Origin of the sequence: Pseudomonas sp. Seg1, from assembly GCF_018326005.1 — a bacterium.
Lineage (GTDB): Bacteria > Pseudomonadota > Gammaproteobacteria > Pseudomonadales > Pseudomonadaceae > Aquipseudomonas.
This window is the reverse complement of sequence record NZ_AP021903.1, coordinates 4976101-4999238: the sequence shown is the minus strand read 5'-3', so window position 1 is coordinate 4999238 and position 23138 is coordinate 4976101. Positions and strand designations below refer to the sequence as shown.

Below are 23138 nucleotides of genomic sequence, written 5' to 3'. Positions count from 1 at the left end.
TCATGATCCGTGAAATCCTCAAAATGGGCGATGAACGCCTGCTGCGTATCGCTCCGCCCGTCCCGCCGGAAATGTTCGACAGCCCCGAGTTGTGGCAACTGATCGACGACATGTTCCAGACCATGGAAAGCGTCGGCGGCGTCGGCCTGGCCGCACCGCAGATCGGTGTCGACCTGCAACTGGTGATCTTCGGTTTCGAGCACAGCGAACGTTACCCGGACGCCGAAGCAGTGCCGCAGACAATACTGATCAACCCATTGATCACACCGTTGAATCCGTTGATGGAGGAGGGCTTTGAGGGCTGCCTGTCGGTGCCGGGTTTGCGTGGTGCGGTGGAGCGTTATCAGCAGATTCGCTATGAAGGGTTTGATCCGAAGGGCCAACCGATTGTGCGGGTGGCTTCGGGTTTCCACGCGCGCGTTGTGCAGCACGAATGCGATCATTTGATCGGCCGGTTATACCCGTCGCGCATCACCGACTTCAGCAAGTTCGGCTTCACCGAAGTGATGTTCCCCGACCTCGATCCAACCGCCGACGATTAACCCAGGCCAACACATTCCCTTTGTAGGAGTGAGCCTGCTCGCGATAGCGGTCTGTCAGTCACCGAAAATGTCACTGACACACTGCTATCGCGAGCAAGCTCACTCCTACAGGGTTTTGCATCAGATTGAAGGTTTGCGCTCCATCGCGATCATCGGCTTGCTCCGCGCATACCGGCTCAATCGCTCCGCCATCGCCTGCGGCAGGGCCGGGTCGAACCTGAACCCGCGCCGCTCATAAAACCCGCGCAAATCCGGATGACAGAACAGCCACACTGGCTCCGTTACATCCTGCAGCGCCGCAGCGATCAACTGTGCGGCAAGCCCCTGTTCACGACACGCCGGATCAACAAACAACCCCGTCAACCATTGCCCGCCCGCCACCGGCCGCAAACACAACGCCGCGACAATGTCGCCACGCCGGGCCACCCACAAGTGTGCATCGCGCACGGCTTTCATCGAGGATTGATGGCTGCGGTAAAACTTGTTCATCAACGGCCAGAGAGACTCGTCGAGCAGGCTGTATTGGGTATCGGGCATGGGATCGGACTGTCGGTGGGCAAAGCGCCGATTATAAAAGAACGCGCGCCTCGGGATAGGTGTATACCTGAGCCTACAGCCCTGTGAGTGGAGTACCCATCATGTCCAAAGGTTTGAATTCCAAGAAAGCCGACAAGAAGAAACCGGCCAAGACCGCCATTGAAAAACGCGCGGAGAAAAAAGCCAAGAAAGTCGACATTTTCGGCCATTGATCGCACCCATCAGGAGCCCGGTTCTCGGGCTCCAGCCTGAATCCGAAAAATAATCTGCAGGATTCATCGACGTCGTTGCACAGAAGGGCAAGATCCCGTTTCGAGCAACGCCATGCCCCATTACTTCGACGCCGCCCATCGCGAGCAAATCGACACCCTGCGACAACGCTTCACTGCCCGCACCGAGTGGCCGACCTGGCTGTTGCTGATCGGCGTGTATGGCGCCTGGTTCGCCATCGTCCTCAACAGCGATTGGCTCGGTCGTGGCTGGAGCACCGTGCTGCTGGTTCCGCTGCTGGTGCTGTGGTTGTCGGTTCAACATGAACTGCTCCACGGGCATCCGACCCGCTCGACCTTCGTCAACAAAGTCCTCGGTTATGCGCCGTTTGCGGTGTGGTATCCGTACACGCTGTATCGCGACAGTCATTTGTTGCATCACCGCGATGAAGACCTGACCGTTCCCGGTGTCGATCCGGAAAGTCGTTACCTGACGGCGGCGGGCTGGCAGGGCAGTTCGTTGTTTGAGCGCGGCCTGCATTGGCTGAACAAAACCGTCCTCGGTCGATTCGTGATTGGTGCGCCGCTGGGGCTCTTGGCGCTGGCGAGTGAGGAACTGCAACGGCTGAAGAACGGCGAGCGGCAGGCGTGGCTGATGTGGCTGACTCACGGCGCGTTCACGTTATTGATGCTGTGGTTCATCGCCCGCTACAGCGCCTTGCCGGTGTGGCATTACCTGCTGCTGATCAGTGTGCCGGCGCTGTCGATTGCAATGATCCGCTCCTACTATGAACATCGTCCGCACGCGCAACCTGAGCAACGCACGGTGCTCAACGAAGCCGCATGGCCGTGGCGCTGGCTGTTTCTGAATCTGAATTTTCATCTGGTGCATCACGACCTGCCGGGGCTGGCGTGGTACGACTTGCCGCAGGCATACCGGATGCGCCGTGAGCAATGGCTGGCGCGCAGTGGCGGGTTTCTGGTGCGAGGGTATGGGCAGTTGTGGCGGCGGCATGGTTTCAAGCCGATCGACAGTCCGCAGCATCCGTTTCACTGACCGCACGGCCACCGCTAAACCCTGTGGGAGCGGGCGTGCCCGCGAAGGCGATCTGTCTGAAAACAATGATGTTGGATGTGCTGGCCTCTTCGCGGGCAAGCCCGCTCCCACAGGGTTATTTATGGGTAGGGAAGGATGGGGATGACCCAACACCACATAGAGCTTCTGATGTATGTCGCGCCTGAGCCCATCCGTGCAGCGAACGAGCGCTGGATTTCACGCATCCTCGAACACTTGGGCGTGATTCGTCTGAACGCGGAAAACCTGTCGCTGCCGGAACTATGGCTTTCGCCGGATTTGCTGCTGACCCAAACCTGCGGTTATCCCTTGATGACGGCGCTACGCGGCAAGGTCCGAATCGTCGGCCGTCCTCGTTACGAACTCCCCGACGCCAGCGCCGGCAACCATTGCAGCCTGATCCTCTGCCGCGCCGATGACCCGCGCAAAATCCTCGCGGACTTTCGCAACAGTCGCGGAGTGATCAACAGCGAGGATTCCAACAGCGGCATGAACCTGTTGCGCCAACGCCTGGCGCCGTTGCAGCAGAACGGCCAGTTTTTCGCCTCGGTCGGCGTCAGCGGCGGACACCGCGAGAGTCTTCGCTGGTTGCGCGAAAATCTTGCCGATCTGGCCGCCATCGACAGCGTGACCTACGCCTGTCTTGCACAGTACGCACCCGAGGAGGTCAGCGGATTGCGGTTGGTGGCGCGCAGTGCCTTCAGCCCGACGCTGCCGTTCATTACCGTTGCCAATGCCACGGATGAGCAAGCCGAGCAGTTGCGCCGAGTGATGAATCAATCACTGCGTGAGCTTCCCGACGTCGCACAGACATTGGGGCTGGTTGAAGTGCTGTCGGCCACTGAAAGCGACTATCGGGTGATTCTCGATTATCAGCGTGAGGCTGAAGATTTGGGTTACGGCCGCTTACGCTGAAAGATCAAAAATGAATATAAAAATAAGATTTAAATATTATTAATGCATAAGGCGCCTTGCTACGATCGCGCCACCGGAACACCGGACATTCAGCGACCCTTTACCAAGGAGCCCTTATGTCCGGCGCCGATCTGTCTCACCGCCAGCAACTCGACAAGCTGTTCCGTGCCCACTATCACTGGCTCTGCTGCTACCTGCGCCGGCATCTGCATGACGCAGCCAGCGTTGAGGACATCGCCGCCGAAACCTTCGCGCAACTGCTCGAAGCCCCCAGCCTGACCGCGATCCGTGAACCTCGCGCGTTGCTCACCACCGTCGCCCAACGCCTGTTATATCAACGCTGGCGCCGCGCCGACCTGGAGCGCCGTCACCAGCAGCAGATCGATGTGGATTACGCCGCCTCGCCGGAAGACATCGCGCAATTGACCCAAACCCTCAGCCGCCTCGATCACAGCCTGCAACGGTTGCCGGGCAAAGTCCGCTCGACCTTTCTGCTCGCACGCATCGATGGCCTGACCTACCCGCAAATCGCCGCCGAACTGGGCATCTCGCAGCGTTCGGTCAGCGTGTACATGACCCGTTCCCAGGCGCTGTGCGAGCGCCACAGTGCCAATCAATTCCTACAAGACAAGAGGTCTGCATGAGATCGATCAAAACCCTGCTCGGCGGTTCGCTGCTGGCACTCAGCCTGAGCGTCGGCGCCGTTTCTGCGGCGGAGCAAACCGCACCGATTCACTTCGGTGACATCACTTGGGAGAGCGGCAGCTTCATCACCGAAGTGCTGCGCCTGATTGTCGAGAAAGGCTACGGCTACTCGACGGATACGCTGCCGGGCAGCACCGTCAGTCTGGAAGCAGCGCTGGCGAAAAACGATATTCAGGTGATCGGCGAGGAATGGGCCGGGCGCAGTCCGGCGTGGGTAAAAGCGGCCAATGAGGGCAAAGTCTTTGGTCTCGGCGACACAGTCAAAGGCGCCACTGAAGGCTGGTGGGTGCCGGAGTACGTGATCAAGGGCGACCCCGAGCGCGGGATCAAGCCATTGGCGCCGGAGCTGAAATCAGTGGCGGACCTGCCGCGCTATAAAGACGTGTTCCGCGACCCTGAAGACCCGAGCCGTGGACGTTTCCTCAACAGCCCGACCGGGTGGACCTCGGAGATCGTCAACAGCCGAAGCTCAAGGCCTATGCCCTGAACGACAGCTTCGTCAATTTCCGCACCGGCTCCGGCGCGGCGCTGGATGCCGAAGTGGCGTCGTCGATCAAGCGCGGCAAACCGGTGCTGTTCTACTACTGGTCGCCGACGCCACTGTTGGGTCGTTTCAAACTGGTGAAGCTTGAAGAGCCGCCGTTCGATGCCGAAGCCTGGAAGACTCTGGCCGACGCGAACAACCCGAATCCGAAAGGCACGCGCTCGATGCCGGCGAGCCTGGCGATTGGCGTATCAGCACCGTTCAAGGCGCAGTATCCGGAACTGGTGAAGTTTTTTGAAAAAGTCGATTTGCCGATTGATCTGCTCAACCAGACGCTGGCCGGGATGAGTGAAAAACGCCAGCAACCGCGCGTGGTAGCAGAGGCGTTTTTGCGTGATCAGCCGCAAGTCTGGAAGCCATGGGTGCCGGGTGACGTAGCTGACAAGGTGAGTGGAAGTCTGTAAGTCATTTCTGTTGTTTTTGTAGTGTTTGTAATGGCCTATTCACTGGCAAGCCAGCTCCCACAGAAATTGCACTCATTTGAGATAGTGCAGAACCCTGTGGGAGCTGGCTTGCCAGCGATTGTGTCCGCCTCGCCAAAACCTCCCCGCGCTGAACCGATTCTTGTGCAAAAAGTGCCAGATACTGGCCGACTAGTGGCCTTGCGCAAGGCTTTGCGCTGTCTATGCTCACACATAACTAACTATGTCGACCGTCATGCCAAACATGCCGCGCGTACAGCGTTAGCCCGTGATTCATGCTGCCAGAGTGCGCAATCCGAGGCACCGACACTGAACCAACAAGGAGCATCATTTAAATGGAAGTTCTTCAACACGTTAGGGCTGGCCCGCGAGCGGGCTATCAAGAGAAGGATGTCTTGATTAGAGCGTCGCTGCATGGACTCTCCGATTGATCATCATTTATCACCTGACAACTTCCTCCCGTGGAGGAATGCGTGTGCCTGTTCTGTGGAACGTAGTGGTGGATTCTGAAAGACCTGAACTTTCATCAAATCAAAAGACCGCGCTGAAGGTGATACAACCATGTTCAACCTACATCACAAGGCTGACCTGCAGGAAATCGAGCGATTCAGTTGTGCGCTGACTGAGGCCAACGCCAAGTTGGCCGCGATCAGCCGTTCGATGGCAATGATCGAGTTCACCCCCGAAGGTATTGTTCTGGATGCCAACGAGAACTTCTGCAAAACCATGGGCTACAGCGCTGAAGAAGTGCGCGGCAAGCATCACCGGATATTTTGCGAGGAAGTCTTCTATCGCAGCGAGGAGTACGCCAAGTTGTGGCGCGATCTCGCTCGGGGCGAGCCGATCAGTGGGACTTTTCTGCGCTTGAACAAAAGCGGCAAGGAAGTCTGGCTCGAAGCCAGCTACATGCCGGTGTATGGCCCGGACAAGCAAGTCAGAAGTGTGATCAAAGTGGCGTCGGACATTACCGCGCGGATCAACAAGGAACATGAAGAAGAAAGCATGCTGGCGGCCATCGGTCGCTCGATGGCGGTGATCGAGTTCACCCCGGAAGGCAATGTGATCAGCGCCAACGAAAACTTTCTGCGCACCATGCAATACACACTGCCGGAAGTCGTCGGCCATCACCACAGCCTGTTTTGCCATCGCGCCGAGGCCGAGTCAGCGCAATACAAGGCCTTCTGGGCCTCGCTCAATCGCGGCGAATATCACTCGCACCGTTTCGAGCGCAAGAACAAGTCCGGGCAGATGGTTTACCTGGAAGCGTCGTATAACCCGCTGTTCGATGCGAAAGGCCGGCTTTACAAAGTGGTGAAGTTCGCCAGCGACATCACCCATCAAATGACCACGCTGCAAAACGCCGCGGAATCGGCCCACAGCACTTCGGTACAAAACGACGCCTGCGCGCAAAAAGGCTCACAGGTCGTGCAGCAAACCGTGCAGATCATTCAGGACATTTCCCGCGACCTCAACGAAGCCGCGGTCAGCATCGATGCGGTCAGCAAACAGTCGGACATCATCGGCACCATCGTCCAGACCATTCGCGGTATCGCCGATCAAACCAATCTGCTGGCGCTGAATGCCGCCATCGAAGCGGCTCGAGCCGGTGAGCATGGGCGTGGATTCGCGGTAGTGGCGGATGAGGTGCGCAGCCTCGCAGCCCGTACCAGCCAGGCGACGCTGGAAATTGTCGAAGTGGTGCGCAAGAACCATGATCTGTCACTGAGCGCGGTGTCGAGCATGCAATCGAGCCTGAGTCGCACCGGGCTCGGGGTGGAACTGGCGAACGAGGCGGGGGAGGTGATTCTGGAGATTCAGCAGGGGTCACGGCATGTGGTCGATGCGATCAGCCAGTTCAATGAGACGCTGCAACTGAACTGATGAAGGTATAAGCACAGCCCCGCCAATGCGCGGGGCTGTGGGCTGACAATTTAAACAACAGGCTTAGTGTATTCCTGCAGTGAAAAAGTCCCGTGGATATCTCCACGCAACCCAGGGCTTTCAGTAGGTACGGCGGTGAACCGGAAGCTGCCTTTAATGAAGGTTTTTTCGAAATCCACTTCGTCTAACGTAAATTCGCCTTCCGTAGCCATCCAGGATTCAGCTGTGTTTCTTGGGTTATAAAACGAGTGGCCCGGTTCCATAGCATATTTACCAACCTTGATTGGACCGCGTATGTCAATCCGGCAACCCCAAGGCAACTCGCTGGGATCATCGTAGTTCCATCCTCGCAGTGTCAGAGAGTTCGAAGATAATTCCACGCTATGTATCTTGGTTGGCACCACAATCTCTTCGCCACCGTTTTCTCGCGCTCTCAAATTGAAGCGCCCACTGGCTTTGGTTTTTTCGCTCATGACCTGTCTTCCTTGTCTGTTAATCGAGGGCATTGCCCCCAGCCGGATGGCAGGTCGATGTTTACTCGGTTCACCCAGAGCGTCTACTGTCAGAAATTACAGGTGGCGGGGTTTATGCGACGAGTGGTCTACCTGCTGAAAATAAAAAAAGTCCCTTTCAGGACTTTTTTATCAAACACGTAGCGATCAAAGCGCGGCGAGAAACTTGTCCGCCAACTTGTCGCTGTCCTTCACGTCATTGACGTTTTCTTTCTCGGACTGCGCCAACTTCATCTTGTCCTGCATGCGCTCGGCGATCTCCTTGCCGATTGCCAGTTGTTTCTCTGGCGGCATGTTCTGGATGTCTTCTTCGGTAATGCCCAGATCCCGGAGGATGTTGTCGCGCAGACGCTGTTCCGGCGACTTGCTCATGTAGTCCTTGAACTCGTCGGTAGCCGAAGGAGTGGCTTTGGTCGCGTCGGAGATATCGGTGGCTTGCAGGTTGACGCGGGTCTTGGCGAACGCTTCGTCGACGTTGTCGCTGATGCGCGTCGCCTCGGCAACTTGCTGAGTAGCGATCTGCGTAGCCGAATCCTGGACCTTGTCGGTCGCGTCGGTGGCTTGCGCCTGAGTCTGGTTCTGCAACGTCTGCAGCATGGCACCGTGCAGGCCGCCCTGCAGACCGGCTGCGGCGGTGGAGGTGGCGTCGTCATTCAACTGCTTGGGCAGATGGATGATTTGCTGATGTTTGGCACTGACCAACATGATGAATTGACCTGTAGGTAATTGCTGACTGCCGTACAGCAGCAATTAACGTGCCCGTCCCGCAAGTGCTTGTATTTCAAAAGGTTGGTCAACAAGCCGGCGATGAAAAGCGGTCAGCCGTTGCCGATAGACGGCAGAAGATGACCGCCGGTCCTCAGCGATGGGCAATGTTCTCCAGCGCCAGATTGCGCGTGCGCGGGCCGAAGTAGCCGATGGTCAGCATCACGATCAACATGCTGCTGACAATGAACGCCAACACCCCGGGCGTACCGAAATTGTCGAGAAACAGGCCGATCAACAGACTGCTGAATACCGTCGACAAGCGACTGAACGAATAGCAGAAACCCACCGCCCGGGCGCGGATATTGGTCGGGAACAATTCGCTCTGGTAGGAGTGATAACTGAAGCTCAGCCAGGCGTTGCAGAAGGTGATCATCACCCCACAGAAGATCAGTCCGAACGCACTGGTCTGCAGGGCAAACAAAGTACCGAAGGTCATGGCGCCAAGGGCCGAGCCGACAATCTGCCATTTGTTCTCGAAACGGTTGGCGAACTTCACGAACAGCAACGGCCCGAGCGGGTAGGCGAGAGTGATGATGAAGGCGTACATCAGGCTGTGAGTAACGCTGACGCCCTGGCCGGAAAGCAGCGCCGGCAGCCAGTTGCCGAAGCCGAAGAAACCGATGGCCTGGAAGATGTGGAAGACGATCAGCATCAGCGCTCGCCGGCGATAGGGCGGCTGCCAGATGTCGGCGAAACGGCCCTTGCCTTCAACGTCCACGGGGACGGCCTCGGGGGCATCCAGCGGTTTACCGTGATCTTTCTCGCAACGAGCTTCAATGCCGTCGAGAATCCGATTGGCCTCATCGAAACGGCCATGCTGAGCGAGCCAGCGCGGCGACTCCGGCAGACGCTTGCGCAACCACCAGATGAACAGCGCAAACACCGCGCTGGCCAACACCACCCAGCGCCAGCCACTGACGCCGAACGGCGCCTGCGGTACCAGCCACCACGACATCAACGCCACCGCCGGTACCGACAGGAACTGCACGAAAAACGCGAAGGCAAACGCCGAGCTGCGCATGCGCTTGGGCACCAGTTCCGAGAGGTAGGCGTCGATGGTCACCAGTTCGATGCCCAGACCGATGCCCACCAGAAAACGCATGCAGATGATCCCCAATGCCGAACTCTGAATGCCCATCAGCACCGTTGCGACCGTGTACCAGACCAGCGCGAAGGTAAAGATGGCGCGGCGGCCAAAGCGATCCGCCAACGGGCTGAGCAGACTGGCGCCGAGGAACAGGCCTAGGAAGGTCGCCGAGGCAAAAGCTGCCTGATCGGAGAAACCGAACACACCCTGATTGCCGGTGGCGAAGATGCCGTCGCGGATCAGACCGGGGCTGATATAGGCGGTCTGGAACAGGTCGTAGAGTTCGAAAAATCCACCGATCGACAGCAGCGCCACCAGTCGCCAGATCGTCGCGACAGCCGGGAGGCGGTCGATGCGGGCGGACACCTGGGCGGCGCGAATCGGGTCGATGCCGTCGCTTTGCGCGGCGGCGGGGGCGTGAGCAGTCATGGGCTGATCCATTTTTTATTGATGGAAAAGCTTAGCCTGCTATCGGAGTTCATGGATTGTGAATATCGGCGGTTTATCCGGATAAACCGCTGATTTCTCGCAATATCTGTTTACGAATTAACGATTTATGCCGCAGCGGTCGAATCCGGTAGCGCTGAGGCTGGCAAGCCGAACACTCGATCAAACAGCCAGTTGAAGGCAAACGTGTAGCAAGGAATGAAGATGATCAGCGCCAGATCCAACAGAAATGCCTGCACCAGACTGATGTTCATCCACCAGGCGATCAACGGAATGAGGAACACGATCAGCGTCAGTTGAAACCCGATGGCGTGGGCAATCCGCCGTTTCACTGTGCGGGTGCGCGACGGTTGACGGCTTTCCCAGTGCTCGAACAGCGAGGTGTAAATGAAATTCCAGGTCACGGCGATGGTGGTGATGATCACCGCCAATGGCCCGGTGCTGCCCGGTGACGTCCCGGACAACAACGCCAGGCCGAGGGCGGAGAAGGTCATGCCGATCACTTCGTAGAGCGACACGTAGACCAGTTTGCGTTTGACGCCTTGCATGGGGGTTTGCCTCTTTCTTCAAATTCATTGGCCAGCGGGGCTGGCGCAGGCGACGAAAGATAGCTTCAATAGTGCTGACAGAAAAAGTCAGTAGCTTTCAGTTTTATTGATAGGTGGTAGGCGTGAATTTCAACAGCGACAGCATCGAACTGTTCCTCGCGGTGATAGAGCGCGGCTCGTTTTCCGCCGCTGCCCGTGCGCTGGGCAAAGTCCCGTCGGCAGTGAGCATGGGCATCGGCAATCTTGAGGCGGAACTCGGTTATCCGTTGTTCGACCGTAGCCACCGCGAACCGCAGCCGACGGCGATGGCATTGTCATTGGTGCCGCATGCGCGGCTGATCGCCGAGCAACTCAAGCAATTGCGGGTGCACGCGGTGGAGTTGTCGTTGGGCCTGGAGAGCAAGCTGTCGATCGGTGTGGTGGCGGACATCGACCGTCGGCGCTTGCTGGCGGCGATCAAGGTGATGACCGAGCGCCATCCGCTGCTCGACATCGAAGTGCTGACTGCACCGCAGGATGACGTGCTGGCGATGCTGCACAGTGGCCGTGTCAGCGTGTGCCTGGCGTTTGCCGGGTTGAGCGTGAACGTGCTGGAGCAGTTTCAGTTTGTCGGCAGCGAGCGAATGATCGCCACACTGGCGGCGGACAGTCCGTTGTTGCAGGGGAAGGGTTTGTTTTTGGAGGATCTGGTGCACGTCCGGCAGATCTTCGTCGCCAGCCGTGATTTGCCGATCAGCGATACACGGCCGCTGGTGGCGCAATCGCACTGGCGCACCGACAGCCTTGAGACGGCGATGGAAATGGTCGAGGCGGGATTGGGCTGGGGCAACTTCCCACTGTCGGTGGTGCAGCCGTGGCTGGACAGCGGCCGCTTGAAACGGCTGAATTTTCGCAACATCGAAAACGGCCTGGTGCTGCCGGTGCATGCCGTATGGCTCAAGAGCCAGCCGCTCCAGAAGGGCGCATTGGCACTGGTTGAATTACTCAGCCATTAGAAACAGTGAATATCCAATGTGGGAGCTGGCTTGCCAGCGATAGCGTCGTGTCAGCCAACCATTTATCGACTGACCTGACGCCATCGCTGGCAAGCCAGCTCCCACAGGGATTGCGATTGCCCCCTGGGTTTGTGAGTGCCACAAAAAATGTGGGGTCAGGTGCTTTCGCGGATTTTCAGTTCGAAGCCCATGTCTTCCACCGGCCGCGCCACGCTGTTGCCGGCCATCAATGTCAGCATCTGCTCGGCTGCGCGCCGGCCGATCGCCTCGCGCGGGGTGTTGATGCTGCTCAGGCGCGGCACCATGTGCTCGGACATCGGCAGATCGTTGAAGCCGAGAATCGCCACTTGCTCGGGAATCTTGATCCCGATACGCAGCGCTTCGAGCAGTGCGCCCTGCGCCAGGTCGTCGTTACCAAAGAAGATCGCATCGACATCCGGATGCGCCGCGAGCAATTGCAGGAACAACTCACCGCCTAAACCAACTGAAGAGGAGCGCGGTGTCAGCACTTCCAGATCCGGGTCGTACTTGCCGGCCTTCTGCAGGGCTTTGCGGAAACCTTCGCCGCGCAGCAATGTGCGCTGATCGAGTTGTGCGCCTATATAAGCCAGACGCTTGCGCCCGCGAGAAAGCAAATGCTCGGCCGCGGTTTCACCGGCACTGAGTTGCGAGAATCCCACGCAATTCACCCCTGCCGCACTGTCCAGTTCCATCATGTAGACGCAGGGAATATTGCTGGCCTCGAGCATTCGTCGCGAACTTTCGGTGCGATCAAACCCGGTCAGCAGAAAGCCGCGTGGCTGATAAGCCATGTAGTTGCGCAACAGGTTTTCTTCTTCATCGCGCGAGTAGTGGAAGTTGCCGATCAGCACTTCGAAGCCCTTGGGCGTCAACACCCGATGGATGGCTTCCAGCGTATCGATGAACAAGAGGTTGGATAACGAGGGCACCAGAACCACCACCGAATGGCTCTGCGCCGAGGCCAAAGCGCGGGCGGCGGGGTTGACCACGTAGTTGAGTTCACTGGCGGCTTTTTGCACTTTCTCCACAAGTTCAGTGGCCACGGTGCTGACCCCGCGCAAGGCGCGCGAGGCGGTAATCGGGCTGACGCCGGCCAAACGGGCAACTTCATTCAGGGTGGGACGGCCGGTGGTGCGGGTATTTTTATCGTTTTTAGGGGTGGTCATCGGGCGGCTTGCCAAACAAAAATCAAGGCACTAAGGTAGCGCTGTCCTGATGCAGCTGTAAATGCGTAAGCGAGGTCCTGCCTGATCTTCGCTTTTTGGCGCTGGGAACAAAACCTGCTGCAACCCAAAAAAACGACAAGAAGGCGTCGGCAACTTCTGCCTGTGCACTAGAGTCATAGCTAGCAAAGGTAGCGCTGTCTGCGCGCTGAGGTGTTATATGAGTCATCCCATCACCGCCCTGGTCATCATGGGCGTTGCCGGTTGCGGCAAGACGTGCGTCAGCGAGGCCCTGTGCCAATTGAGCGGCGCCACTGCCATTGAAGGCGATACTTTCCATCCGGCCGCGAACATCGAAAAGATGAGCGCGGGGATCCCCCTGAACGACGACGACCGTGCCGGCTGGCTCGACAGCCTGTGCGATGAACTGCGTCGCGTCGATGCGCTGGGCGAACACCCGGTGCTGACCTGCTCGGCCCTTAAACACAGTTATCGCGAAGTGTTGCGCAGCGCCTTGCCGGGCCTGGGCTTCGTGTTTCTTGAGCTGACCCCTGAAGTCGCGGCCGACCGCGTGTCCCATCGTCCGGGCCACTTCATGCCGGCCACGTTGATCGAAAGCCAGTTCGCCACCCTCGAATCGCCTAAAGGCGAGCCGTTGACCCTGGCGTTGAATGCCTCGATCCACAGCGTTGAAGAACTGGCGTCCCAGGCTCATGTCTGGTGGCAGGCCCACGGTTTGAAGCAGGCGGTATGAGTGTGTTGAAAGAGCTAGCGCTGTCCTCACGAATTCTGTTTAACCCGCTTTAATAACAACAACAAGCCAGGAGACACCCCCAATGTTTGGCATGTCCCACGACGCCTACCTGCTGCTCGATGCAGTAGTGACGGTGATCGGACTTATCATCCTGATCACCAAGTTCAAGATTCATCCATTTATCTCCCTGACCATCGCGGCCGCGTTCCTCGGCCTGACGTCCGGCATGCCGATCGGCACGATCATCAAGGCGTTCCAGGACGGCTTCGGTGGCGTGCTCGGTTTCGTCGGCATCATCCTCGCGCTGGGCACCATGCTCGGCAAAATGATGGCTGAGTCTGGCGGTGCCGATCAGATCGCGCAGACCCTGATTCGCGCGTTCGGTAAAGACAAAGTCCAGTGGGCGATGATGTTCGCCGCGTTTCTGGTGGGCATTCCGTTGTTCTTCGAAATCGGCTTTGTCCTGCTGATTCCGCTGGTGTTCATCGTCGCGCGCCGCACCGGTGTGTCGATCATCAAGATCGGTATCCCGCTGCTCGCCGGTCTGTCTGCCGTGCACGGTCTGGTGCCACCGCACCCGGGCCCGCTGCTGGCCATCGGCGTGTTCGGCGCCGACATCGGCAAGACCATTCTGTACGGTCTGATCGTCGCGCTGCCGACGGCAATTATCGCCGGTCCGATCTTCGGTACGTTCATCGCCAAGCACATTCCCGGTCATCCGAACCAGGAACTGGTCGATCAACTGGCCCGTGAAAACGATGACTCGGCGAAACTGCCGAGCTTCAGCATCACCCTGATCACCGTGCTGCTGCCGGTGTTCCTGATGCTGCTGAAAACCTTTGCTGACGTGGCGCTGCCGGACGGTCATTTCTTCCGCACCTGGATGGACATGATCGGTCACCCGATCTCGGCACTGCTGCTGGCGTTGCTGCTGTCGCTGTACACCTTTGGCCACAAACAGGGCATCGGTTCTCAGCAGATGCTCAAGTGGCTCGACGCGAGCCTGGCGCCGACCGCCGCGATCATTCTGATCATCGGTGCCGGCGGCGGCTTCAAGCAGATGCTAGTTACCAGCGGCGTGGGCGACGTGATCGGCCACATGGCGGTCAGCGCGCAGATCTCGCCGATTCTGTTGGCTTGGCTGGTAGCTGCGGTGATCCGCATTGCAACCGGTTCGGCGACCGTTGCGACCATTACCGGTGCAGGCATTGTGGTGCCGGTGGTGGGGATGATTCCGGGCGTCAACCGTGAGCTGCTGGTGCTCGCGACGGGTGCCGGTTCGCTGATCCTGTCCCACGTCAACGACGCCGGTTTCTGGTTGGTGAAGCAGTACTTCAACATGACCGTCGCTGAAACCTTCAAGACCTGGACCGCGATGGAAACCATCCTCTCCATCGTCGCGTTGGGCTTTATCCTGCTGTTGTCGCTGTTCGTGTAACCGACCTCGCAGGCACAAAAAAACCGCAGCGATGCGGTTTTTTTGTGGGCGGATTTCGTGGTTTGCGGATCGTTCCCACGCTCTGCGTGGGAATGCAGCCCGGGACGCTCTGCGTCCCAAAGCGGACGCAGAGCGTCCATTGAGGCATTCCCACGCGGAGCGTGGGAACGATCCCAGGTGGGTCAGTTATTTGGTAACTAAGCCATCCGCCCGGAACATCCCGCGAATCCCGCGCACGGCCTGACGAATCCGGTCCTGGTTTTCGATCAGCGCAAAACGCACGTGATCGTCGCCATACTCACCAAAACCCACCCCCGGCGAGACGCAGACCTTGGCCTCGGCCAGCAGCTTCTTGGCGAACTCCAGCGAACCCAGATGCGCATACGCCTCGGGAATCTTCGCCCAGACATACATCGACGCCTTTGGATTCTCGACCATCCAACCCAGCTCATGCAGGCCTTTGACCAGCACGTTGCGGCGCTGACGATATTGCTCGGCGATATCGCGCACGCACTGTTGATCGCCTTCCAACGCAGCAATCGCCGCGACTTGCAGCGGGGTGAAGGTGCCGTAGTCGTGATAGCTCTTGATCCGCGCCAGAGCGTTGACCAGTTCCGGATTACCGACCATGAAGCCGATGCGCCAGCCGGCCATGTTGTAGCTCTTGGACAGGGTGAAAAATTCCACCGCGATGTCCTTGGCGCCCGGCACCTGCATGATCGACGGGGCTTTCCAGCCGTCGTAGACGATGTCAGCGTAGGCCAGATCATGAATCACCAGCACGTCGTATTGCTTGGCGAGGGCGATCACCCGTTCGAAGAAATCCAGCTCCACGCACTGCGCGGTGGGGTTGGACGGGAAGCCGAGGATCATCATTTTCGGCTTCGGGATCGAGCCGCGAATCGCTCGTTCCAGCTCGGCGAAGAAGTCTACACCGGGCACCAGCGGCACCGAACGCACCTGCGCGCCGGCAATCACCGCACCGTAAATGTGAATCGGATAACTCGGGTTTGGCACCAGCACCGTATCGCCCTGATCCAGGGTCGCCAGCATCAAATGCGCCAGGCCTTCCTTGGAACCGATGGTGACGATGGCTTCGCTTTCCGGGTCGATGTCGACCTCGTAGCGTTGCTTGTACCAGTTGGAAATCGCCCGGCGCAGGCGTGGAATGCCCTTGGACGTGGAATAACCGTGGGTGTCTTCGCGTTGAGCGACTTGTACGAGTTTTTCGACAATGTGCGGCGGCGTGGCCCCATCGGGGTTGCCCATGCTCAAGTCGATGATGTCTTCACCACGACGCCGCGCGGCCATCTTCAGCTCGGCGGTGATGTTGAAAACGTAAGGGGGGAGTCGATCTATGCGCGCAAAGCGGCGCGGCGAACCTTGTTCGGCCATTGTTGCCTCGGATAACGTAAGCGCCCGGAACCGTCCGAGCGACGCTGGTCACTGCGGTGACCTGTTGGCGAAGATAAGGGCTGTGATGGCAGACTGTCCAGCCTGTGCGTAAACAAATTTTCCCAAGGAAATCGGTAGATGGAATTCACCAGCGGCTTCTTGCTGAGCCTTTCGCTGTGCCTGGACATTGGCGTGGCCAACATCGCAATGATCACTTTGGCGATGCAGCGTGGTTACTTTCAGGGCTTCGCGCTCGGCCTCGGCACCTGCGTTGGTGATCTGATTTATGCGGTGCTGGCGCTGGCCGGGATGACCGTTTTGCTGCAATACGAAAGCGTGCGCTGGGTCCTGTGGATCGGCGGTTCGGCGCTGCTGATCTACTTTGCGGCGAAGATGATTTATTCGGCGATCCATCACGAGGCGCAGTTGGCGGCGACGGCCGAAGTGGGGCAGAACTCCCATCGCAAGGAGTTCTTTCGCGGGATCTTCCTCGCGATGTCCTCACCGAGCGCAATCCTCTGGTTCGCCGCCGTCGGTGGCACGCTGATCGCCCGTTCCGGTGGCGGTGGCCCCCTAAGTTCGGCGTTGTTCCTTGGTGGTTTTCTCTGCGCGGGGCTGCTGTGGTCGGCCGGTTTGTGCTTCGCCGCGAGCCACGGCGGCAAGCTGTTGGGTGACAAGCTGTTGCGCTATTCCTACATGGCATCTGCGGCGATCTTCTGCTATTTCGCGGTGTACGTGATCGTATCGGGTTATAACGAGTTTGTCGGGTCCGGTGCCGTCGAGCAGTTGCATTCGCTGTAACCGTGCGAATTGGTTTTGGCTTTCTATACTCCCAGCCGAACCCCTTCTTTGTTCCAGGAGTCGAGTCATGGATGAGCAAAAACGCGTCGAAGTGGCTGAACCTCGCTTCGAACATGGACACTTTCTGCTGATTGCAGGTTTTCGCGGTCGATTTACCCAAGACACCGCAAAGGACATCCCCGCGCTGTGGGAAAAGTTCTTGCCGCACCTGGGAAAGATTCAGGGACAAAAAAACGAAGTGACCTACGGGGTTTGCAGCAACTTCGACGGCAAGGGTGGCTTCGATTACATCGCCGGGGTGGAAATCAGCAAACTCGATGACCTCGACCAGAAGGTCTACCAGTGGGTCGAAGTGCTGCCCCGGCAGTACGCGGTGTTTGAACACAAAGGGCCGCTCGATCAGTTGCCGCAGACCCTGCAATACATCTACAAAACCTGGCTGCCAAGCTCTCACTACGTGGAACTCAACGCCCCTGAGCTGGAACGCTACAGCGCCGATTTCAATCCGAAGCTGCACACCGGCAAGCTGGAAATCTGCGTGCCGGTCGACAGCAAAAGAGCCTGAGCACACAACAATGAGGCGGATCAATGATCCGCCTCATGCTTTCACCGCTGTTTACGGCGCGCCCGCAACAGGTCGATGCCCAGGGTGATAAAGCCGAACGTACTGATGCCCAACACCATCAACAGACCGATTTCAACGCTGCTCATAAACGGTTTCCCCCAAGGGTAATCAGAGACACTCCACAGCAATAGCCGCCCCTGGACCTGAAGAAAAGCGCTTATACGCAGGCTTTACGCTGCCCGCACGGATCGATATGAACACCTTATTCCTTTAAGCTGGGCGCACTTTTTCCGCTGATTTCCGAGCTGCCATGAACACCGTCATTCGCAACGTCACCGCTGCCGACCTGGACCGCTGCTACGCCATCGAAACCGTTGCCTATGAAGGCGACGAAGCCGCCACCCGCGAAAAGATCGCCACGCGCATTGCCACCTGGCCCGAGGGCTTTATCGTGGCCGAAGTGGATGGCGTGGTCGCCGGTTTCGTCAACTCGGGCGCGGCGTTTGATGTGCAGATGTCGGACGAGGCGTTCAAGGAACTGATCGGCCACGATCCGGCGGGGCCGAACGTGGTGATCATGTCGGTGGTGGTGCACCCGGATTATCAGGGCCAGGGCCTGGCCAAGCGCTTGATGGCCGAATTCATCGACCGCATGCGCGGGATGGATAAAGCGACGATTCACCTGATGTGCAAGGAAAAGCACATTCCGCTGTATGCCGGGTTTGGCTTCGCCTACATCAAACCGTCCGAGTCCGACCACGGCGGCATGGCGTGGCACGAGATGATCCTGACTCTGTAAGACATCACACATAACCTGTGGCAACACATAACCTGTGGGAGCTGGCTTGCCAGCGATAGCGGTGGTTCAGTCGACATCAATGTTTGATGTGCCGACGCCATCGCTGGCAAGCCAGCTCCCACAGGGTTCTGCGTTGTTTGTAGTTCAGCGTTTAGTAGAGCGTGTCGAGTACCCTTTTTGGCGCTTCACGGTCGTACGTGTCGGCGTCGAACTGGCCATCGTTCAGACGTTTGTGAAAGGCGCCAGCCGTCGGCAACGCCGAACGCGGCAGGTGGGTCTCGGGGTTCCACGCATCCGAGCGCACAAACGCTTTCGAACAATGGAAAAACGCCGCTTCCACTGTTACCAGCAACACGGTTTTCGCCGGTTTGCCATTCACTGCAAAGCTTTCCAGCAACTCAGGATCAGCACTGATCTGCGCCGTGCCATTGACTCGCAAGGTCTCGCCAATCCCCGGAATGATGAACAGCAGCGACACCCGTGGATCGTGCAGCACATTGCGCAAGGTATCGATGCGGTTATTGCCCGGGCGGTCCGGCAGGGCCAGGGTGCGTTCGTCGATGATGCGCACAAACCCCGGCGCATCGCCACGGGGTGAATTGTCGAGGCCATCGGCGCCGACCGAGCTGACCACCACCAAGGGCGAGACGCGCACCATCGCCTGATAGTCGTCGTTGAGAAAGGTGATCTGCTTGCGCACCGCACGCTCGTGCGGCAATCCGTAAATAGCTTCCAGTGCTTCGATTGAATCGATCATCGTGCATCCCCTTGATGACTTAAAAGAACATTCCCATGCGCCGCTCGTAACCGATTCGACCTTTGTATGCTTCGCCGCTGTCGACGAAACCGTATTTGGCGTACAGCGCGATCGCCGCCTCGTTGTCGGCGTCCACCGACAATTCCAGCCCCTTGATCTCTGGCCATGCCTCGCGCGCAACTTGCGGTAGGGCTTGCAGACAGGCCTTGCCGTAGCCTTTGCCCTGGGCGCGATGATCGACCTGCAACGCATGCAGCGTGGCGCTGTGTTCGTCGGCCCAGGCGGGCAACACCGGCGGGCGCTTGAGCAACAGAAATGCCACCGGCACTTCCTCAGCCAACAGCGCAAAGCCTTTCACGCCAGGGCCGGGTTTCGACAGCAACGTGTGCAGGGCGCCATGAATATCGCCGGAGAACTTGATTTGCTCGGGGTGGATCTCAATCGCCTCGACCTGCTGACGCTGTAAAGCGTTCAGGCTGTCGTACGGCACGAGTTGGGCTGACACGGGAATTTCCTTTTTCCTACAAAGATGAGTCTCGGATTCTAGCGATTTTGTCTTCGGCGGAAATTTTTTGTTTCGTCTGTCGATCTGTCCAATGGCCGAACGACTAAAGGTGTCTTCACAACAAAAACACGGAGAACACCATGAGCGCACAAAGCGAAATCCAGACCCTGATCAATACCTACCGCGAAGCGGTCATGACCAAGGATGTGGAAACGGTCATGGCGCTGTACGCCGACGACATCGTCTCTTTCGACGCGATCAAGGCCCTGCAATTCAAAGGCAAACCGGCCTACCGCGCGCACTGGGTGGCCTGCATGGAAATGTGCCCCGGCCCGCACATTTTCGAATTCCACGAAATCGCCATCGAGAGCGCCGACAACATCGCCTTCGCCCACTGGGTGGCCAATTGCGGCGGCACCAATGACAAAGGCGAAACCCAAAGCTGCTGGATGCGCGTCACCGCCTGCTATCGGCAAGTCAGTGGGCAGTGGCGGATCGTCCACGAGCACTGGTCGGCGCCGTTCGATCCGATGAGCGGCGCCACCCTGTTTGATGTGCAACCCTGATCTTCAGCCATAGTTGATCCGTTCGAATCGGGAGAACGCCATGAAATATCTATGCCTGGTCTACAGCGATGAGCGCCTGCTGCATTCATCGCCCGACAGCCCGGAAGACGCCGAATGCTGGGCCTACGCCGAGTCGATTCAGGGCAGCGGGCGGATGGTCGCGGCCGAAGCGCTGGAGTCGGTGCAGACCGCCACCACGGTGCGCATGCGTAACGGCAAACTGTCGATCACCGACGGTCCGTTCGCTGAAACCAAAGAGCAGTTGGCGGGGTTTTACCTGATCGATGCCAAGGATCTCAACGAAGCGATTCAGGTGGCCGGCAATATCCCGGCAGCGCGAGTCGGCAGCGTCGAAGTGCGCCCCGTGCGGCAGTTGAATGTCTGAGGTCCGGGCGCGGGTCGAGCAGGTCTACCGCGAAGAATCGCGGCGGATCCTGGCGACGCTGATTCGCCTGCTCGGCGATTTCGACCTCGCCGAAGAAGCCTTGCATGAGGCGTTCTTCGTCGCGGTCGAGCGCTGGCAGCGCGACGGCGTACCCGACAACCCGCGCACCTGGCTGGTGTCCACCGGGCGCTTCAAGGCGATTGATGTGTTGCGCCGACGGGCGCGCTTCAAGGCTTCGCAACCGTTGTTGCTGGCGCAACTTGAAGCGTTGGAGCAGTCCGACTGGAGTGGCGAAGACGTGGAAGACGATCGTCTGCGGCTGATCTTCACTTGCTGTCACCCGGCGCTGGCGGCGGATGCGCAAGTGCCACTGACCTTGCGTGAAGTCTGCGACCTGACCACCGAAGAAATCGCCCGGGCGTTTCTCTCGGCACCGGCGGCGATCGCCCAGCGCATCGTGCGGGCGAAAGCGAAGATTCGTGACGCGAAAATCCCCTACCAGGTTCCGAGCCTGAGCGAATTGCCCGAACGCCTCGACAGTGTGTTGCGGGTGATTTATCTGGTGTTCAACGAGGGCTATTCGGCGTCGATGGGCGCGGAAGTGACGCGTGAGGAGCTGACCCGCGAAGCGATCCGGCTGGGGCGGTTATTGATGGAGTTGTTGCCGGAACCGGAGGTGATGGGGCTTCTGGCGCTGATGCTGTTGCATGAGTCGAGACGGCCGGCGCGTACCTCGCCCAGTGGTGAACTGGTGCTGCTGGATGATCAGGATCGCGCGCAGTGGGATGCCGAGCTGATCGCCGAAGGTTGTGCGCTGGTGGAACGGGCGCTGACTACGCGGCGGTTCGGGCCGTATTGTTTGCAAGCGGCGATTGCGGCGGTGCATGCCGAAGCGCCGACGGCCGCGGAGACGGATTGGCAAGAGATCGTCGGGCTGTATGACGTGCTGCTGCGGGCGGTGCCGTCGCCGGTGATCGAGTTGAACAGGGCGGTGGCAGTGGCCAAGCGTGATGGGGCGCTGGCCGGGTTGCGATTGATCGAAGGGATTCTGGATCGCGGTGAACTGCAGGATTACCACCTGGCGCATTCGGCGCGGGCGGAGTTTTGTCGGCAGTTGGGCAGGGTGGAGGAGGCGCGGGCGGCATACCTCCGCGCTTTGGAATTAACCCGACAAGAGCCCGAGCGGCGATTTATCGAGGCGCGCCTGTCGCAATTGGATTGATCCGAAACCTTCAATGGCAGTGCCGACCCTTTCGCGAGCAGGCTCGCTCCCACATTTGGAATGCATTCTCCTGTGGGAGCGAGCCTGCTCGCGAATGGGGTCACCCCTATTCCAGCATCTTGCTCAGCAACCAGCTCCCCGCCGGCCCCGGTGGGTACAGCCGCGACCACAGCGCATCGACAAACACCGGTTTCGGCCAGCCGCGCACGTTCAATTCCACCAGCGTGTCATTGCCGAAACGCTCCACCAGCCAACGCGGCAGCGGTGCCCAGCCGAAACCCATTTCGGCCATTTCCATCAGCATCAGGTAGCTCGGCGCCGACCACACACGGCCTTTTGCGCGACTGTCGTACGGATTGATGATCGTCGCCAGGCGCAGTTCGCGATGTTGTTCCAGGATGGTTTGATCGATGTTTTCCAGTGTCGTCAGCGGATGCTCAGGGCTGACAAACAAGGCGATATCGGTGCGCTCGGCGACAGTCGATGTCACCAGGTCTGGCGGATAAATATCCTGCATTTCGGCAAAGGCCAGATGCGCCCGGCCGCGCTGGACCAGCTCGATCAAGTCATCGCACTCAGCAATCAGGCATTCCAGCTCCAGATCCGGATAACGCTGCTCGAACTCCATCAGCGCCGCTTCGAAACGCGCCGATTGGTAGGTGTCGGACAGCGCCACCGTCAGTTTCGGCTCGACGCCCTGGGACAATTGCCGCGCAGTCATTTCCAGACGGCTGTTGGCCGCGAGAATCGCCTCGGCTCGCTGCAGCATGACGTGGCCGGCCGGGGTCAGGGTCGGTTTGCGGCTGCTGCGGTCGAACAGCACCAGGTCCAGATCAATTTCCAGGCTCGCCACCGCCGCACTGATGGTCGACTGACTGCGCCCCAGTTTGCGTGCCGCTGCGGAAAACGAGCCTTGGGTTGCCGCCTGGACAAACGCCAACAGCACTTCTTGGGAGGCCATGAACTATCGCCTTGATCGATGGTTATTGGTTATGAAGTATCGGTGTGAGGGCAGATCATGGCAACCATCTTCACTCAAGGAGTCAGGCCATGACTGCCAACAAGTCCCTCACTGAACGTATCTTCCAGGCCATCGGTTTCGAGCTGCTGGCGATCATTATCTGTACGCCGCTGCTGGCGTGGATCATGCAAAAACCGCTGCTCGACATGGGCGCGGTGACGGTGTTGATCGCGTTGCTGGCGCTGGCCTGGAACGTGGTGTTCAACCGCTTCTTCGACCGCATGCTTGAGCGCATGAACATCGCGCACAACGCTTGGGTGCGGGTGGTGCACGCGTTGCTGTTCGAGGGTGGTTTGATCGTGATGGGTGTGCCGCTGATTGCGTGGTGGCTGTCGGTCAGTCTGTGGCAGGCGTTTTTGCTCGACGTTGGTGTGCTGTTGTTCTTCCTGCCGTACACCTACGTGTATCACTGGGGCTATGACGTGCTGCGTGAGCGCTTGATGACCCGCCACGCCTGTGAGGGTTAACTAAAACCTGTGGCGAATGTAAAACCTGTGGTGAGGGGATTTATCCCCGATGGGGCGCGTAGCGGCCCTTCTTTTGATCCAGAAAGGAGGGG

General features: G+C 58.8%; 25 protein-coding genes and 2 pseudogenes. 17 read left to right on the top strand and 10 right to left on the bottom strand.

The features are described 5' to 3' along the window. Positions 1–2 precede the first annotated feature (2 nt). Entirely contained in the window at positions 3–542 is a 540-nt protein-coding gene (gene def, locus KI231_RS22485) for a peptide deformylase (protein WP_103304005.1), read from the top strand. Positions 543–662: 120 nt separating this feature from the next. Here def and KI231_RS22480 read toward each other — a convergent pair whose 3' ends face one another. After that, the gene (locus KI231_RS22480) at positions 663–1079 is read right to left on the bottom strand and encodes a GNAT family N-acetyltransferase (RefSeq protein ID WP_213026383.1); all 417 of its coding nucleotides are present in this window, start codon (positions 1077–1079) and stop codon (positions 663–665) included. A gap of 324 nt (positions 1080–1403) precedes the next feature. Between KI231_RS22480 and KI231_RS22475 the strand changes: the two genes are divergently transcribed. The 6 genes and pseudogenes from KI231_RS22475 (at position 1404) to KI231_RS30395 (ending at position 6830) form a co-directional block, all read left to right on the top strand. After that, the gene (locus tag KI231_RS22475; protein WP_213026382.1) at positions 1404–2345 is read left to right on the top strand and encodes a fatty acid desaturase; all 942 of its coding nucleotides are present in this window, start codon (positions 1404–1406) and stop codon (positions 2343–2345) included. A 141-nt stretch (positions 2346–2486) separates the two neighbouring features. Next, a complete protein-coding gene (locus KI231_RS22470; RefSeq protein WP_213026381.1) occupies positions 2487–3278 on the top strand; it encodes a phosphate/phosphite/phosphonate ABC transporter substrate-binding protein in 792 nt (263 codons plus the stop codon). Between the two features lie 116 nt (positions 3279–3394). Continuing rightward, positions 3395–3922 (top strand): sigma-70 family RNA polymerase sigma factor, encoded by a 528-nt coding sequence (locus KI231_RS22465; protein WP_213026380.1) that lies wholly within the window; start codon positions 3395–3397, stop codon positions 3920–3922. Next, a pseudogene (locus KI231_RS22460) lies at positions 3919–4931 on the top strand (ABC transporter substrate-binding protein). The gene KI231_RS22465 and the pseudogene KI231_RS22460 overlap by 4 nt, the downstream one beginning before the upstream one ends. Before the next feature lie 579 nt (positions 4932–5510). After that, positions 5511–6287: pseudogene (locus tag KI231_RS30400) on the top strand (PAS domain-containing protein); the annotation flags it as partial. A 3-nt stretch (positions 6288–6290) separates the two neighbouring features. Continuing rightward, positions 6291–6830 carry a methyl-accepting chemotaxis protein gene (locus tag KI231_RS30395; protein WP_224787096.1) on the top strand — a complete coding sequence of 180 codons (540 nt, stop codon included), beginning with the start codon at positions 6291–6293 and terminating at the stop codon, positions 6828–6830. A 50-nt stretch (positions 6831–6880) separates the two neighbouring features. Here the strand turns inward: KI231_RS30395 and KI231_RS22450 are convergent, their stop codons facing one another. The 4 genes from KI231_RS22450 to KI231_RS22435 form a co-directional block, all read right to left on the bottom strand. Beyond that, on the bottom strand, positions 6881–7303 hold the full coding sequence (locus tag KI231_RS22450; protein WP_213026378.1) for a hypothetical protein: 423 nt from the start codon (positions 7301–7303) through the stop codon (positions 6881–6883). A gap of 186 nt (positions 7304–7489) precedes the next feature. Then, positions 7490–8047, bottom strand: a complete 558-nt coding sequence (locus KI231_RS22445; protein WP_213026377.1) for a hypothetical protein — start codon at positions 8045–8047, stop codon at positions 7490–7492. Positions 8048–8201: 154 nt separating this feature from the next. Then, on the bottom strand, positions 8202–9626 hold the full coding sequence (locus KI231_RS22440; protein WP_213026376.1) for an MFS transporter: 1425 nt from the start codon (positions 9624–9626) through the stop codon (positions 8202–8204). Between the two features lie 125 nt (positions 9627–9751). Then, on the bottom strand, positions 9752–10192 hold the full coding sequence (locus tag KI231_RS22435) for a PACE efflux transporter (protein ID WP_103304016.1): 441 nt from the start codon (positions 10190–10192) through the stop codon (positions 9752–9754). A 122-nt stretch (positions 10193–10314) separates the two neighbouring features. On the opposite strand from KI231_RS22435, the gene KI231_RS22430 reads away from it, so the two are divergent. After that, positions 10315–11187: a LysR family transcriptional regulator gene (locus KI231_RS22430; protein ID WP_103304017.1), complete on the top strand. Its 873-nt coding sequence runs from the start codon at positions 10315–10317 to the stop codon at positions 11185–11187. 155 nt (positions 11188–11342) lie between these two features. Here KI231_RS22430 and gntR read toward each other — a convergent pair whose 3' ends face one another. Next, positions 11343–12374 carry an HTH-type transcriptional regulator GntR gene (gene gntR, locus KI231_RS22425; protein WP_213026375.1) on the bottom strand — a complete coding sequence of 344 codons (1032 nt, stop codon included), beginning with the start codon at positions 12372–12374 and terminating at the stop codon, positions 11343–11345. A 217-nt stretch (positions 12375–12591) separates the two neighbouring features. Here gntR and KI231_RS22420 point away from each other — a divergent pair, with 217 nt between their 5' ends. Further along, positions 12592–13125, top strand: a complete 534-nt coding sequence (locus KI231_RS22420; RefSeq protein WP_103304019.1) for a gluconokinase — start codon at positions 12592–12594, stop codon at positions 13123–13125. Positions 13126–13207: 82 nt separating this feature from the next. After that, positions 13208–14563 carry a GntP family permease gene (locus KI231_RS22415; protein ID WP_103304020.1) on the top strand — a complete coding sequence of 452 codons (1356 nt, stop codon included), beginning with the start codon at positions 13208–13210 and terminating at the stop codon, positions 14561–14563. A 186-nt stretch (positions 14564–14749) separates the two neighbouring features. Here KI231_RS22415 and alaC read toward each other — a convergent pair whose 3' ends face one another. Continuing rightward, positions 14750–15958: an alanine transaminase gene (gene alaC / locus KI231_RS22410; protein WP_187679334.1), complete on the bottom strand. Its 1209-nt coding sequence runs from the start codon at positions 15956–15958 to the stop codon at positions 14750–14752. Between the two features lie 138 nt (positions 15959–16096). On the opposite strand from alaC, the gene KI231_RS22405 reads away from it, so the two are divergent. The 3 genes from KI231_RS22405 (at position 16097) to KI231_RS22395 (ending at position 18123) form a co-directional block, all read left to right on the top strand. Further along, positions 16097–16759: a LysE family translocator gene (locus tag KI231_RS22405; RefSeq protein ID WP_095121253.1), complete on the top strand. Its 663-nt coding sequence runs from the start codon at positions 16097–16099 to the stop codon at positions 16757–16759. Positions 16760–16826: 67 nt separating this feature from the next. Next, on the top strand, positions 16827–17324 hold the full coding sequence (locus tag KI231_RS22400; RefSeq protein WP_103304024.1) for a GyrI-like domain-containing protein: 498 nt from the start codon (positions 16827–16829) through the stop codon (positions 17322–17324). 310 nt (positions 17325–17634) lie between these two features. After that, the gene (locus tag KI231_RS22395; RefSeq protein WP_103304025.1) at positions 17635–18123 is read left to right on the top strand and encodes a GNAT family N-acetyltransferase; all 489 of its coding nucleotides are present in this window, start codon (positions 17635–17637) and stop codon (positions 18121–18123) included. Positions 18124–18274: 151 nt separating this feature from the next. On the opposite strand, the gene KI231_RS22390 is transcribed toward KI231_RS22395, so the two are convergent. Further along, positions 18275–18880, bottom strand: coding sequence for a pyridoxamine 5'-phosphate oxidase family protein (locus KI231_RS22390; protein WP_213026374.1), 606 nt, complete (start codon positions 18878–18880; stop codon positions 18275–18277). 19 nt (positions 18881–18899) lie between these two features. Continuing rightward, positions 18900–19385: a GNAT family N-acetyltransferase gene (locus tag KI231_RS22385; protein ID WP_213026373.1), complete on the bottom strand. Its 486-nt coding sequence runs from the start codon at positions 19383–19385 to the stop codon at positions 18900–18902. Positions 19386–19525: 140 nt separating this feature from the next. Between KI231_RS22385 and KI231_RS22380 the strand changes: the two genes are divergently transcribed. From KI231_RS22380 to KI231_RS22370, 3 genes are read left to right on the top strand one after another with little or no spacing between them, the layout of a single operon-like run. Continuing rightward, positions 19526–19951 carry a YybH family protein gene (locus KI231_RS22380; RefSeq protein WP_213026372.1) on the top strand — a complete coding sequence of 142 codons (426 nt, stop codon included), beginning with the start codon at positions 19526–19528 and terminating at the stop codon, positions 19949–19951. Between the two features lie 40 nt (positions 19952–19991). After that, on the top strand, positions 19992–20336 hold the full coding sequence (locus KI231_RS22375) for a YciI family protein (protein ID WP_008081988.1): 345 nt from the start codon (positions 19992–19994) through the stop codon (positions 20334–20336). Further along, entirely contained in the window at positions 20329–21558 is a 1230-nt protein-coding gene (locus tag KI231_RS22370) for an RNA polymerase sigma factor (RefSeq protein ID WP_213026371.1), read from the top strand. Before KI231_RS22375 ends, KI231_RS22370 begins: the two co-directional genes overlap by 8 nt. 106 nt (positions 21559–21664) lie before the next feature. Here the strand turns inward: KI231_RS22370 and KI231_RS22365 are convergent, their stop codons facing one another. Continuing rightward, complete coding sequence (locus tag KI231_RS22365) at positions 21665–22519, bottom strand: LysR family transcriptional regulator (protein ID WP_103304031.1); 855 nt, start codon at positions 22517–22519, stop codon at positions 21665–21667. A gap of 89 nt (positions 22520–22608) precedes the next feature. Between KI231_RS22365 and KI231_RS22360 the strand changes: the two genes are divergently transcribed. Then, positions 22609–23046 carry a multidrug/biocide efflux PACE transporter gene (locus tag KI231_RS22360; RefSeq protein WP_213026370.1) on the top strand — a complete coding sequence of 146 codons (438 nt, stop codon included), beginning with the start codon at positions 22609–22611 and terminating at the stop codon, positions 23044–23046. Positions 23047–23138: the final 92 nt, after the last annotated feature.